At 61.2% G+C, this 12,654-nt stretch carries 11 protein-coding genes and 2 pseudogenes; 4 read left to right on the top strand and 9 right to left on the bottom strand.

Annotated features, from left to right (window positions below; genetic code table 11):
* Window positions 1-2: 2 nt before the first annotated feature.
* The 4 genes from ureC to ureG are packed head-to-tail and all read left to right on the top strand — an operon-like array spanning window position 3 to window position 3,700.
* Entirely contained in the window at window positions 3-1,709 is a 1,707-nt protein-coding gene (ureC, locus tag AB4Y43_RS08045) for an urease subunit alpha (protein WP_368727416.1), read from the top strand.
* 9 nt (window positions 1,710-1,718) lie between these two features.
* On the top strand, window positions 1,719-2,372 hold the full coding sequence (gene ureE / locus AB4Y43_RS08050) for an urease accessory protein UreE (protein ID WP_368727417.1): 654 nt from the start codon (window positions 1,719-1,721) through the stop codon (window positions 2,370-2,372).
* A complete protein-coding gene (locus tag AB4Y43_RS08055) occupies window positions 2,359-3,039 on the top strand; it encodes an urease accessory protein UreF (RefSeq protein WP_368727418.1) in 681 nt (226 codons plus the stop codon). The genes ureE and AB4Y43_RS08055 overlap by 14 nt, the downstream gene beginning before the upstream one ends.
* A gap of 16 nt (window positions 3,040-3,055) precedes the next feature.
* Window positions 3,056-3,700 carry an urease accessory protein UreG gene (gene ureG / locus AB4Y43_RS08060; RefSeq protein ID WP_342947844.1) on the top strand — a complete coding sequence of 215 codons (645 nt, stop codon included), beginning with the start codon at window positions 3,056-3,058 and terminating at the stop codon, window positions 3,698-3,700.
* A gap of 362 nt (window positions 3,701-4,062) precedes the next feature.
* Here ureG and AB4Y43_RS08065 read toward each other — a convergent pair whose 3' ends face one another.
* From AB4Y43_RS08065 to AB4Y43_RS08105, 9 genes and pseudogenes are all read right to left on the bottom strand, one after another.
* A complete protein-coding gene (locus AB4Y43_RS08065; protein ID WP_368727419.1) occupies window positions 4,063-5,331 on the bottom strand; it encodes an MFS transporter in 1,269 nt (422 codons plus the stop codon).
* Between the two features lie 3 nt (window positions 5,332-5,334).
* Window positions 5,335-6,366 carry a crosslink repair DNA glycosylase YcaQ family protein gene (locus tag AB4Y43_RS08070; protein ID WP_368727420.1) on the bottom strand — a complete coding sequence of 344 codons (1,032 nt, stop codon included), beginning with the start codon at window positions 6,364-6,366 and terminating at the stop codon, window positions 5,335-5,337.
* A gap of 174 nt (window positions 6,367-6,540) precedes the next feature.
* Window positions 6,541-7,590: a YncE family protein gene (locus AB4Y43_RS08075; RefSeq protein WP_368727421.1), complete on the bottom strand. Its 1,050-nt coding sequence runs from the start codon at window positions 7,588-7,590 to the stop codon at window positions 6,541-6,543.
* 749 nt (window positions 7,591-8,339) lie between these two features.
* Window positions 8,340-8,747, bottom strand: coding sequence for a VOC family protein (locus tag AB4Y43_RS08080; protein ID WP_368727422.1), 408 nt, complete (start codon window positions 8,745-8,747; stop codon window positions 8,340-8,342).
* Window positions 8,748-8,848: 101 nt separating this feature from the next.
* Complete coding sequence (locus tag AB4Y43_RS08085; protein WP_368727423.1) at window positions 8,849-9,256, bottom strand: VOC family protein; 408 nt, start codon at window positions 9,254-9,256, stop codon at window positions 8,849-8,851.
* Between the two features lie 400 nt (window positions 9,257-9,656).
* Window positions 9,657-10,505 carry a protein-L-isoaspartate O-methyltransferase gene (locus AB4Y43_RS08090; RefSeq protein ID WP_368727424.1) on the bottom strand — a complete coding sequence of 283 codons (849 nt, stop codon included), beginning with the start codon at window positions 10,503-10,505 and terminating at the stop codon, window positions 9,657-9,659.
* 235 nt (window positions 10,506-10,740) lie between these two features.
* Window positions 10,741-11,065, bottom strand: a pseudogene (locus AB4Y43_RS08095) (3-deoxy-D-manno-octulosonic acid transferase); the annotation flags it as partial.
* Window positions 11,066-11,188: 123 nt separating this feature from the next.
* A complete protein-coding gene (locus tag AB4Y43_RS08100) occupies window positions 11,189-12,205 on the bottom strand; it encodes a glycosyltransferase (protein WP_368727425.1) in 1,017 nt (338 codons plus the stop codon).
* A gap of 66 nt (window positions 12,206-12,271) precedes the next feature.
* Window positions 12,272-12,653: pseudogene (locus tag AB4Y43_RS08105) on the bottom strand (3-deoxy-D-manno-octulosonic acid transferase); the annotation flags it as partial.
* Window position 12,654: the final 1 nt, after the last annotated feature.

The raw sequence follows: 12,654 nt of genomic DNA on the forward strand, positions 1-12,654 counted from the left end.
ACATGACATTGAAGATCGGCCGCCGCGCGTATGCGGAGATGTTCGGCCCCACCACCGGCGACCGCGTGCGTCTTGCCGATACCGAACTCATCATCGAGATCGAGCGCGACTACACCGTCTACGGCGACGAAGTGAAGTTCGGCGGCGGCAAGGTGATCCGCGACGGCATGGGCCAGTCGCAGCAGGTGCACGCGCAAGTCGCGGACACTGTGGTCACGAACGCCGTGATCGTCGATCACTGGGGCATCGTGAAGGCCGACATCGGCATCAAGGACGGCCGCATCTGGAAGATCGGCAAGGCGGGCAACCCCGACGTGCAGCCGGGCGTGACGATTCCCATCGGCGCCGCAACAGAAGTGATCGCGGGCGAAGGCCAGATCGTCACGGCGGGCGGCATCGACACGCATATCCACTTCATCAGCCCGCAGCAGATCGACGAAGCGCTCGCCTCGGGCGTGACGACCATGCTGGGCGGGGGCACCGGCCCCGCCACGGGCACCAACGCCACCACCTGCACGCCGGGCCCGTGGCATATGGAGCGCATGCTGCAGGCCGCGGACGGCTGGCCGATCAATCTCGGCTTTCTCGGCAAGGGCAACGTGAGTTTGCCGAAACCCGCCGAAGAACAGATCGCCGCGGGCGCGATCGGCCTGAAGCTGCACGAGGACTGGGGCTCGACGCCCGCCGCCATTGATAATTGCCTGAGCGTGGCGGAGGCAACGGACACGCAGGTGGCCATTCACACCGACACGCTCAACGAGTCGGGCTTCGTGGAAGCGACGGTAGCCGCCTTCAAGGGCCGCACGATCCACACGTACCACACCGAAGGCGCGGGCGGCGGCCACGCGCCCGACATCATCAAGGTGTGCGGCGAAGCAAACGTGCTGCCCTCTTCGACGAACCCCACGCGCCCGTACACGATCAACACGCTCGACGAGCATCTCGACATGCTGATGGTGTGCCATCACCTCGACCCGTCGATTGCCGAGGATATTGCGTTTGCCGAGTCGCGCATCCGCCGCGAGACCATCGCCGCCGAGGACATCCTCCATGATCTCGGCGCACTATCGATGCTTTCCTCGGATTCCCAGGCGATGGGCCGCGTGGGCGAAGTGATCATCCGCACGTGGCAGACCGCGCACAAGATGAAGGTCCAGCGCGGCGCCCTGCCCGGAGACAGTGCGCGCCACGACAACTTCCGCGTGAAGCGCTATGTGGCGAAATACACGATCAATCCCGCGCTCACGCATGGCATCGCGCACGAAGTGGGATCGCTCGAACCGGGCAAATGGGCCGACCTCGTGTTCTGGGAACCGGCGTTCTTCGGCATCAAGCCTTCGCTGATTCTCAAGGGCGGCATGATCGCGCTCGCACAGATGGGCGACCCGAACGCCTCGATTCCGACGCCCCAGCCCGTGCATTACCGTGAGATGTTTGCCACGCGCGGGCGGGCGCTTGCACAAACGTCGCTCACCTTCGTCTCGCAGCTCTCGCTCGACAAGCGCATGCCCGAGCGCTACGGCCTGCAAAAGCGCGTGGTCGCGGTACGCAACTGCCGCAGCGTGACGAAGGCCGACATGATTCACAATGCCTGGCAGCCGACGATCAGCGTCGATCCCGAAACGTACCAGGTCGTCGCCGACGGCCAGTTGCTCACCTGCGAGCCCGCCACGGTGCTGCCGATGGCACAGCGTTACTTCCTGTTCTAAAGTTTAGCCATGCGCACGATCGACAAACGACTCAATGCGAAGCTCGCGCCCGTTCTTGTGAAGCGGGCGCCCACGCTCACGCTGCCCTACGACGCGCGTTGCAAGAGCCGCCTCGCGGCCACGCTCGACACGGGCGAGGAAGTGGGCGTCGTGCTGCCTCGCGGCACGGTGCTGCGCGATGGCGACCTGCTCGTGGCCGACGACGGCGGCCTCGTGCGCGTGATCGCGGCGGCCGAGAGCGTGTTGCGTGTACGCGCGCCCGACCGCCTCACGCTCACGCGCGCCGCGTATCACCTGGGCAATCGCCATACGCCGGTGGAAGTGGGGGCGGACGAACTCACGCTCGAAGCGGACCCCGTGCTCGAAGACATGCTCAAGCGCCTGGGCGCGCAGGTGCAGCGCGTGGAGCTACCGTTCCAGCCGGAATCGGGCGCATACGGCGGCGGCCACCGCCACGGCCACGACGAAACTTTCGCCGACGACTACGCGCTCGCGCAGCGCGTGTACGACGAACACCATGGGCATGCGCACTCGCACGACGATACACACGGTCATTCGCACAATCACGCCCACGGGGACGATCACGCGCGTGACCACGATTGCGGACACGATCACGGTCACTGCGACGGCCACGCGCACGACCACAGCCATGAACATCGCTGAGCTCACCGCCCTGCTGCATCTCGCCTCGCCAGCGCTGCCCATCGGCGCGTTCAGCTACTCGCAGGGACTCGAAGCCGCAATCGATGCGCAGCTCGTGACGAACGCCGACGACGCCTCGCACTGGATAGCCGGCGGCCTCGCGAACGTGCTCGCCTGCGGCGAGCTACCTTTTGTGGCGCATCAGATGGAACGCTGGCGCATGCACGACGAGCACGCGTTGATCGTTGCGAACGAGGAATTCGTCGCGAGCCGCGAATCGGCGGAATTGCGGCGCGAGACCGCGCAAATGGGCTGGTCGCTGCGCCAGCTCTGCGCGCAGCTCGAATGGGGCGATGCCGAGCGGCGCGCCACGCTCGAGCGCATGACACCCATTGCGCAGCCCACGGCCTTCGCATTCGCCGCGTGGGCCCACGCGGCCGCGCCAGACGCCGCGCTCGCCGCCTATGCATTCAGCTGGATCGAGAATCAGACCGCCGCCGCACTCAAGGCGGTGCCGCTCGGCCAGCTCGCGGGGCAGCGCATCATCGTTGCGCTGCGGGCCGCCATCGAAAAAGCCGTGGCGCGCGCGCTCGCGACGCCCCCCGAGGCGCTCAACACCTTTGCGCCACAGCTTGGCGTTCTTTCTGCACGCCACGAATCGCAGTATTCGCGGCTTTTCCGCTCCTGAAACACACACACGAACCATGAATTCGCACGCACCCAGCAAACGAACCAAGAAGCTGCCGCCGCTGCGCGTCGGCGTGGGCGGACCGGTCGGCTCCGGCAAGACGACCTTGCTCGAAATGCTCTGCAAGGCGATGCGCGAGCGCTACGACCTCGTCGCCATCACCAACGACATCTACACGAAGGAAGACCAGCGCCTCCTGACCGTCGCGGGCGCCCTGCCCGCCGAGCGCATCATGGGCGTGGAAACGGGCGGCTGCCCGCACACGGCAATCCGCGAGGACGCATCGATCAACCTCGAAGCCGTCGATCAGATGCTCACGCGCTTTCCCGATGCGGACATCGTCTTCATCGAATCGGGCGGCGACAATCTCGCAGCCACTTTCAGCCCCGAGCTTTCGGACCTCACGATCTATGTGATCGATGTGGCGGGCGGCGAAAAGATTCCGCGCAAGGGCGGCCCGGGCATTACGAAGTCGGACCTGCTCGTCATCAACAAGACCGACCTCGCGCCGCTGGTGGGCGCGAACCTCGACATCATGGCCTCGGACGCGAAAAAGATGCGCGGCGAACGGCCCTTCGTGATGTGCAATTTGAAGGCGCTCGAGGGGCTCGGTGAGGTGATCGCGTTCATTGAAAAGCAAGGGTTGCTGAAGACTGCGTAGAACGCCTCATCGGCAAGCGCCCCACTCGTAAAGCGACCCGTCCTGCACCGACTTCACGAGCCTCACGTCGCATTCGTCGTTATCGAACAGATACGCGGGCAACGGCTTCGTATGGCGTAGAACGCATTAAAAGTGTCACCTTTGCGACAATAAATGTGTCACCACGAGAGCGCGGGGGACCTCGGTGATCCGACCGGTCCCTTAGCCGTCGCCCAGCCGGTCCGCCCGCGTGGGCCGTAAAAGTGTCGCCGCCGAGGTCCGACGCGCCGCAATCCAGAAATCACATTCAAATTCAGTAGCTTGTGGGACGCGAATTGTGCACAGAATCACGCCGGCACAAAGGCCGTGCCCACGGCTCCGCGTCAATGCGACGATTCCGGCGCGCCCATCGCTGCGGGACGCCCGTCGAAACGCCTCGACAACAGAAACGCAACCGACGCCGCCACGACCGGCACCAGCACCGAGCAACCGAATGCGGCGTGAAGCAACCCACGCTGCACCAGCGCGCCGGCAAGCAGCGATCCAAGACCGGAGCCGACGTTATAGGTCGCGCCGATCGACGCATTGGCCTCGTTGAAGTACGCCTTGTCGAACGTGAGCGGCACGCGAACGAACGCCGCGATGAACATCGGCGTCATCACCAGTCCCGCGACGAACGCGACGCAGCAGGCCACGGCGGCCGACGTCGTCCACAGCATCGGCAACGTGCAGAGCCCGACGAACGCCGGCATCGCTAAATACAGCTTCGACGCCATCGGGTTCGACATTCTGAGCTTGCCGTAGACGAGGCCTCCCACGAGTCCGCCCGCCGACCCTAGCGACGCGAACACGCCCGTCAGCGACGCCGTGTAATGCGCGCTCGACCACGCGGCATAGGCGATCGAGCCGACACCCATCGTCAGCGAGAAGCCGAACATCGGCACGGCCAGCGCTAAACCGGGCTGCGTGAAAACGAGTAGCCGGCGCGTTCTGCGTTTCGAATCCGCGCTGCCGGCCGGTACATCATGCGTCTCGTCGAGCACGGCGCCGACCGTTGCACCGGCATATCGCGCGAATCTGAACAACAGGAACGTGCCGCCGCCTATCGAGATACCAGCCAGCAGAATCGCCCAGTCGGGACCGACCAGCGCCCAGATGGCCGACACCAGCAACGGCGTCAGCACGTAAATCCCTTCCTCCAGCAGCGAGTCCATGGCATGCAGCGCCTGACGCTCGCCTTCGTCGGATGCGATTCTGGACCAGATGGAACGTAGCACCACACTATTGAGCGGCGTCAATGCAGCGCCGACTGTCACGAGCGCGGCGCCGATCAGCTTCGCATGCGACAGATGGAGCACTGCGAAGCCGCCGGCCACACAGGCGATCGAGATGAGCGCGAACCTCGGCAGTGCGCGCCGCGCGCTATGACGATCGATATAACGGCCGCGCCACGGCGCCGTTGCCGACGTTGCGAACATGAAGCACACGGAAACGATGCCCGCCGAAAGATATCGGTCCCCCTGCACGAACAACGCCGTCAGCCCGAACGGCAACAACCCCGACGACAAGCGGCTGACGCAAACCGCCAGCAGCAAGCCGACAAATCCGCGCTTCGCCAGCAGCGCCCGATAGGAAACCGAGGAGTTAGCCATGCGTCATTCGGCAATCAGAAGATGTTGCGTTGGGGATTCGAACACGGCGGCTTCGCTCCACGCCTGCAATAGATGCAGCGCTCTTTCGGTGACGGCCAGGTCGAGGCACGCATCGAATTCGTACGCTTCTATCGAAACCTGATGTTTATTCCGGCGCGGCGCGACCCGGCCGACGATCTCCGCGCCGGCCAGGATCGGCATGAAGTAGTGGCCGAAGGCGCGCTCATCAGCCCGCTTGTAGGCTTCAAGCGTGTACGCTTTGCCGAACAGCCGCTGCAGTCTTGGCCGATACCAGACGAGCGAATCGAACGGAGAAAGCGGCGTCACGCAGTCGAGTTTCGTCCTCGCCAGCGACTCCGCGCGCCGCGATAGCCATACGGGTTCGATCCACCCATCGACCGTCCCTTTGGGACAGTCGATGGCTTGAAGCGCGCGCTCGACCCTGTCCCGCCGAAGCCGGAAGTAATCGGCAATGTCGTCGGAGGTCGCCACGCCTAGCGCCTCGACGACTTCACCGACGAGATGGTCAATGCAATCGTTGTCCGACGGCTCGAGCCTAAGCAACGCCTCGGGAATCGCCTTGCCCGTCAAAGCGTATTCGCGATGCGTGCCGTTGCGTGTGGTCGACACGGCTTCGCCGGTCCACAACAGCCATTCGGCGGCGATGCGCCATTGCGACGAGCGGTTCCAGCCCGTCCCAGTCCCCTTGGGCAGGTCTTTCACGGTAATCACGTCCCGCTCGCGCAGCAACGCTCGCAACGAACAGACGGTATCGGCGTCGACCGCCGGACCGCGCCAGCCTTTGGCCAGCAGATGCCGGCGCATGAATGCGAACCAGGGCCACATATCCAGCGGCAGGATAGCCATCGCATGGCCCGGATAGGTAAAGATTTGGAACGGGCTATCCGCCGTCAGCAGCGACTTCGCTCGTTCGAGTGGCACGCCGCGCGACAGGCAGACCAGTTCGTGCGATTCGCGGATCGCTTTCAACGGGTCGAGCTGAACGCACTTCACATGATTGAATACCTGTTCCAACGATTGGCTCTGGTGCTCGAATCCTTGGCTTGCAACCGCGATAGTCCGCGCAACGTCGAGTGTGAGGGTAGTCGGCACTGGGATGACATGCGTTATTGAACAATAAAAAAGACGCGCGAAAGAGGCGGATCTTCAGCCGATCCGCCCTGCTTTCAGCCCAACGCTCTATATGGCTTACACGGCTGCCGTGTAGAGCGTGGTGGTGGCCGAACGCCCGGTCGCCTTCGACGGATCGAACATCGACACGCTGCACGGGCCGTGTCCGACACGGACCTGGTTATAACACTCTACCGGCAGCGGCGCCTTCAGATCGACGCCGTTCACATCGACGAACGTGACCGAGTGCGGGATCAATTTCAACGAAGGCATCGGCGCGCCTCCGGGACTGCGGGAGAAATTGGAGATCACCAGCACGTCCGCGTCCTGAATGATGCCTCGCGGCGCAGGTCCGACTTGGATATAGCGAATCACCGACATGCTGTCGATCGCGATGGCGGCGACGGCGTTGGTGCGCTCCAGCGTCGCGAACGCGACCTTGCCGTCGGCGGAGAACGCGACGGCGCGTGCGCCGCATGCGCCTTCGTCGCAATCGACTGGAATGCGATGGCTCACCTCGTCGGACGCGAGGTCGATCACCGGAATGTGGTCGGCAGCATTGCAGGCGACGAATGCATACCGGCCACCCGGTTCGATGTTGAGGCTGTACGGGTTCGAATTCTCGCCCAGGACGATCGTCGCGATCTGGCGGATACCGTCCACTTCGCCATGAGAAAGACCGGAAATATCGAGCTTCGCAATGTGCCCACCGCCCCAAATACTGACGTAAGCCGCTTTGCCGTCTTTTGTAATCGCCATATGTCGCGGATCGGCGCCAACCGCGATTTGCGTCAATTCCTTTCGGGCTTGCAGATCGACTACGGATACGGTATCGGAACCGGAATTGGATACCAGTGCATAGCGGTCGCCCGGCACGATGCCGATACCGCGCGGACCAAAACCCACTGTAATCCGGCCGACCTCTTTATGCTCGAAAGCGTCGAGCTCGGAAATAGTATTGCCGCTCGTATTTGAAACGAAACCTCGCCCGTTTTGCGTAAACTTCACGGACCCTCGCGGCGCGTTTCCGATGCGGATTTGCTTGACGACCTCGTACGCATGGCCCTCTTTGCGGATGACGGAGATGGTGCCCTGGTCGGTGTCCGTGGAATAAAATTCGACGCTCATTGCATTTTCCTTTCCTTGAATTACGTTTATAAGATAATCATCGAGAAAAACGGAGGGCGAGCTTATATTCCGATATCACTCCTTTTGAGGATATTTGTTTTGCATAAAATTAGAATATACGAATCCCCTGATGGGCGGCTTAATATATAGGCCACCTCATTCGCCATTGAAATCACGGAGCATGGATTAGCCCACCTGTGTATTCGCAGGATCAAAGTAATTGATTAAAAAAGTTCCGTCAAACAAATTTTGATGATGTCAAACCCGTAAAATGGAAATTTTCGCTTTGGCGGCGTATCGTCGAGCGGACGCAATAGCTGTCCGCTCGCACTCGTCGCAACGCTCGCGAAGGCGGCGATGAAGCACGAGGAACAGACACCGAATAGCGCAGGAACAGGCGGTGGTAATCACGGAGAAGATTGCGCGTCTTGTGCCGTAGAACAAAATAAAACTGTCAACCGTTGCGACAATAAATCTGTCACCCCGCGCCGGGCACCCGGCCCGGTGGCGGAGTGGCACTCGGATACGCCTATGGCAAGCACGTCGCCACCACCTACGAACTTCCGGTATCGACCCGGAGCGGTCTTTCGATCTGGCCTAAAACGGTCATTCACTTCTGGCTCAGGCTTGATTGCGGAGTAAGCGCTGCGCCGATACCGTGTTGACGAGGACTTACTTTCCGCCCTAGTGATTCCAAGCCATGTGCAGCAGCGCCGCGTTCGCGGCACGGCGATCGAATAGCTCGGCGATCACGGCGCCTTGGCCTCGGCAGCGAACGTTTCCAGACTGGCGTGTTCGCGTTCAGGCAGCCAGATAAACAGCTCGTTCTCATCCGAGTCCCGGATCACCAGCGTTGGAGCACCCCAGTATATGGTGCTTGTCTTGATACCCAATCTCCTGATGTGGCTGCGAAACTCATCGACCTGATCGTCGTAGATCGCAATGAAAACGCGGCCGTGACCGACCCGATGCTCAGTCCAGGACTCCGTCTGATTCAAGATAAGCTGGAAACCGTGCAGGCTAACCTGGCACACGAATGCACGACCTTCTTCCTCGTGCGTCCAATCCAACGAGAAACCTAGCGTCTTCGTGTAATGCTGAAGTGAGCGCTCGGCGTCCTTCACAAAGAATACAGCCCGAGCATCGAGATTGTTCACGGCGTTCCCTCTCCGTAAGTCAGGTGGTCAATGCGAATTTAGTCCATACATGCAAGGCATTGCTGTCGGAGGCAGCTAAAGACCCCCTCTGGACCTCAGAATTACACCGCCGAGTCTGAGTCGGGATCTTCTGTCATCTGTGCAATGTGCCACAGCACGCCAGAAGGGTCGAAGACATAAGTGACCATCAGGCCCCATGGTTCGAGTTTCGGGGCGCGCGGGGCTTCGACGCCATAACGCCCGGCGAGGTCAAGGGCATCGATTCGCGACCACCACGCGTCGACGTCATTCACCAGCAAATGCATCATAAAATTGCTAGCGAAACCTTCAACGTCAAATTTTTGCAGCAGGAAGGCGAACGGGCCGAGGTGCATGGAGGCGAGCCCCTCACCAAGCTGGAACGAGGCAAAGCCCAGGTCCCTATAGAAGCTCGCGCTGATATCAAAATCTTTTGCTGGCACAAAGGGGCGCAAAGCCACAACGTCGAGCGACACCGAATGATTGCTCATCGCTTCTCCCTCTCAATCGGCTTTCAGAGATTGCTATTCTTGGAGCTTCCAAAAAATCAGAATAGCATCGTTCCTGCCGTCGGCGCCCAGGAGTTGTCCACCGCGTCAACCTAATGTCGCAAGTCCAACGTCGCGTATCTTTGGGCACATCGGCAGCGAGTGGAAATTTCCCCCGAGATGGCTACTCGGGCGCATCGGTCTCTCAGCGTTTTGCGTGGAGTTGTGGTATCTGCGTTTGGTTGTCGACAATCTTGGCGCTGATGTGTCGAATGACTCAAACCGGCCGCCTTGTTGCCCGACGCGATCGACGACCCGGAAGCGACATTCGCTCGTACCGAAAGCCGTCACGCACCCTGCTCGCGCCTGTCGCATGCGAAAAAAGTGAGAATTCGATCTCATATCAAGCAGCGAAATCGTCCGGCCCGGAGGTCGATAGCCACCAGTCGGCCCCCACGAACCACGCAGACTGGTCCGCAGGCGTTTTACGTCTTAGCGACCTGACTGCGGCAGTTGTATTTGATGCGAACGCACTGATTAATGATTCCCCGGTCGCATCATCGCGAGCGCCGATGCACTCGATGAACTTCGCCGGGGAGATGAACTTCGCCGCGTATGAGTTGGCGGCGACACGTGTCACAAGCAGCATGCCGCCTAGGCCCCGGTTTGGCGGCGTCAATGGGAAAATCAGACGGCCTCTATCATTGAGTGCTTCGAGCCAGCTATTCAATGGGTGCGTCGCCCCTGCGCTCACGTAAATCAAATCCGATCGCGGCAGCTCAGCGCTAGTTCCACTTTCTTCGACCACCCGGACGTGTTCCAGGTGAGCAAGGTTCGACGTCGCATGCGCGCTCAGATCCGGGTCTATCTCATACGCAACCACCTGACCTGCGCCACCGGTGAGGTGCGCGAGAAGTGCTGTGTAATAGCCAGTTCCTGAACCGATGTGTGTGATGGTTTCGCCTCGCGAGATGGCTGCAGCATCCAGACAACGTGCATGGAGGCTCGGCTCACCATTGTTGATACCTTGATCGGTCTTGAGCCCGATTAGGATGTCCTGATAGAGAACTGCAGCGTCGGACGTGCCGGTCGAGACGTATCCTGCCTGCGTGTATGCATTCCATGGACCGGGACCGAGATACTTCTCCCTTTCGACCGTCGCAAATGCCTGCTGGATTCTCGGGTCTTTGCACTCGCCCTTGGCTGTTATGTATCGGGCGTAGAAGTCACGAAGCAATTCTGTGTTCGTCATCGACCGCTTCTCCATAAAGGGACGGACCTATCGTAACAGGTAGAGTAGAGGTGGCGCCGCTTGTTCGGACAGGGTCGCGAGATTTTTAAGTGGAGCGTCCGAGGCGATCATGCTGAACGCTGGCCACACTTGACGGAGTTCGACCCATCGCGGCGATCGGTGAACGTTCAACTCTGCCATTGAGATACGGCGAGCGCAGTGGAATTGAGCGGACTACGCGCTACCGCACGCAAAGTCATACATCTGGAACGAGCGCCTGTACAACGTCCACCGTACGCGCCGCGGTGACGCGAGGCGAATGCCGCCGCAGCCGCGCCCATGGCGGCCCGGCGCGGCTTGTCGTTGAAGAGTTCGCGCAAGCCGCGCGCGAGATCGGCGGGGACCTGAAGCTGCGGGGCGGCGCCCGCGGCCGTGGCGTCGAAGGTGCTGAAGTTGAACTCGTGCGGCCCGATCAGCACCGGCAGGCCTACGGCGCATGCTTCGATCAGGTTGTGCCCGCCGAGCGACAAGAAACTGCCGCCGATGAAAGCGAAATCGTCGCCAGCGTGAGTAACCGCGCCTCTCCTCCAGCAGGAGGAGAGGCGGTGCTGACTACAACACGAGCAGCACAACGACGTTCCACCTGCAACGTTCGAAGGCGGCTTATCACTGGCCGCGTCATTGCGGCGATCCAATCATCGCCATCAGCGACTGGACCCGGTGGTCGCAAGTATGGTGCTGTGAAACTTCGCGCAAACCATTCGCGCTGATTCGCAGACGCTCGTCCTCGTTGTCGAGGGCCATCGCAGCTTTCGCTGCTTGTCCTCGAGATCCTGATAGACGCACAAATGCTCGTTGTCGGTGAAATAGTCGTGAAGATCCTCGGCTTTATCCGTCAACAGGCATGACCCGCTGGCAAGCACTTCGAAATACCTCATGTTCAGGCCGAGCCTGACCGTCCGGTCCGCATTGAGGGCCACGCGTGCCTTGTTGTGAAGCGCATTCAGAGGCGCACCGAGGATGACGTCTCCTTTGTGGATACGGCGCAGCATATCGCGTGGCAGCCGGCTTTTCTTGATCCACGAATGCCCATATAGCGCGATGTCCTGCGTCACCTGGAACGCGCTAGCAATGACCTGGTCACGCCACGGACTCCAGGCGCCGAGAAATACCAGATCGATTTCTTTGGCAGTGCCAGCAATCGGATAATGCTGACGAACATTGGCACCGTGCGGCAGGTAGCGAGCCTCACGACCATGCGACTGAATCGCGGCGACGACAGCGGGTGCGAATGCGAAGTAGACGTCAAAGTCGCGCGTGGCCGCTTCCAGTTCGGACCAGTTGTCGTTTTTCTCGACCCACCTGCCTGCCTTCGTGACTCTTGATTCCCGCAACCGGAAGATTTCGGCTCTTTTGCCATGAATGCACAGTACGACATCGGGCTGATAGGCAGCCACTTCTTCACTGAGCCGTGTCGCCAGATGGTTGGCCTCACTCTGGTGGTGCTTGCGGAACAAGTCCGTGCCTCTCGGGACGAGGCGAAGCGTACGGGCGAGCTTGTTGATTCTGCAAAAAATGTAGCGTGAGACCCAGTGGATCTGATCCTCGATGATGAAGGTCTTCGCCTTCACGCCAGCCTTCTCGAAAGCATCGGCGTAGTCGTCAGCCAAGGGCGGAAAGCGGGGATGCGCGATGAGGATTCGCGAGATCGTCTTCGTCATTGGCGCTTGTCCAACCGTGTCCATGTTGTCGTTGTGCGACTGGCGCACGCGCTACCGCGCGCGAATTCATACATCCGAGACGAGCGCCTCCACAACGTCCACTGTGCGCGCCGTTGCGCCGCGGTGGCGCGAGGCGAATGCGGCGGCAGCCGCGCCCATCGCGACCCGGCGCGGCTTGTCGTTGAAGAGAGTTCGTGCAAGGCGCGCGCGAGATCAGCGGGATCTTAACCTGCAGGGCCGCCCCCGCGGCCGTGGCGTCGGCGGTGGCCTGCGTGAAGTTGAACACGTGCGGCCCGATCAATACCTGCACGCCTACTGCGCACGCTTCGACCCGTTTCTCCCCACCGAGTCGCAACAGACTGCCACCAATGAATGCGAGGTCAGCGATGGCGGAGTAAGCGCCCATCTCACCCATCGAGTCGCCGCGCAGGACGCTTACGTCCTGAGGG

Origin of the sequence: Paraburkholderia sp. BR10872 (genome assembly GCF_040965835.1) — a bacterium.
In the GTDB taxonomy this organism is placed as follows: domain Bacteria; phylum Pseudomonadota; class Gammaproteobacteria; order Burkholderiales; family Burkholderiaceae; genus Paraburkholderia; species Paraburkholderia nodosa_A.

Bases quoted from the DNA above. Each gene is read 5' to 3' on its own strand.
- AB4Y43_RS08055 (WP_368727418.1), top strand. From the start codon at position 2,359: ATGAACATCGCTGAGCTCACCGCCCTGCTGCATCTCGCCTCGCCAGCG.
- ureG (WP_342947844.1), top strand. From the start codon at position 3,056: ATGAATTCGCACGCACCCAGCAAACGAACCAAGAAGCTGCCGCCGCTG.
- AB4Y43_RS08100 (WP_368727425.1), bottom strand. From the start codon at position 12,205: ATGACGAAGACGATCTCGCGAATCCTCATCGCGCATCCCCGCTTTCCG.
- ureE (WP_368727417.1), top strand. From the start codon at position 1,719: ATGCGCACGATCGACAAACGACTCAATGCGAAGCTCGCGCCCGTTCTT.
- ureC (WP_368727416.1), top strand. From the start codon at position 3: ATGACATTGAAGATCGGCCGCCGCGCGTATGCGGAGATGTTCGGCCCC.
- AB4Y43_RS08090 (WP_368727424.1), bottom strand. From the start codon at position 10,505: ATGACGAACACAGAATTGCTTCGTGACTTCTACGCCCGATACATAACA.
- AB4Y43_RS08085 (WP_368727423.1), bottom strand. From the start codon at position 9,256: ATGAGCAATCATTCGGTGTCGCTCGACGTTGTGGCTTTGCGCCCCTTT.
- AB4Y43_RS08065 (WP_368727419.1), bottom strand. From the start codon at position 5,331: ATGGCTAACTCCTCGGTTTCCTATCGGGCGCTGCTGGCGAAGCGCGGA.
- AB4Y43_RS08075 (WP_368727421.1), bottom strand. From the start codon at position 7,590: ATGAGCGTCGAATTTTATTCCACGGACACCGACCAGGGCACCATCTCC.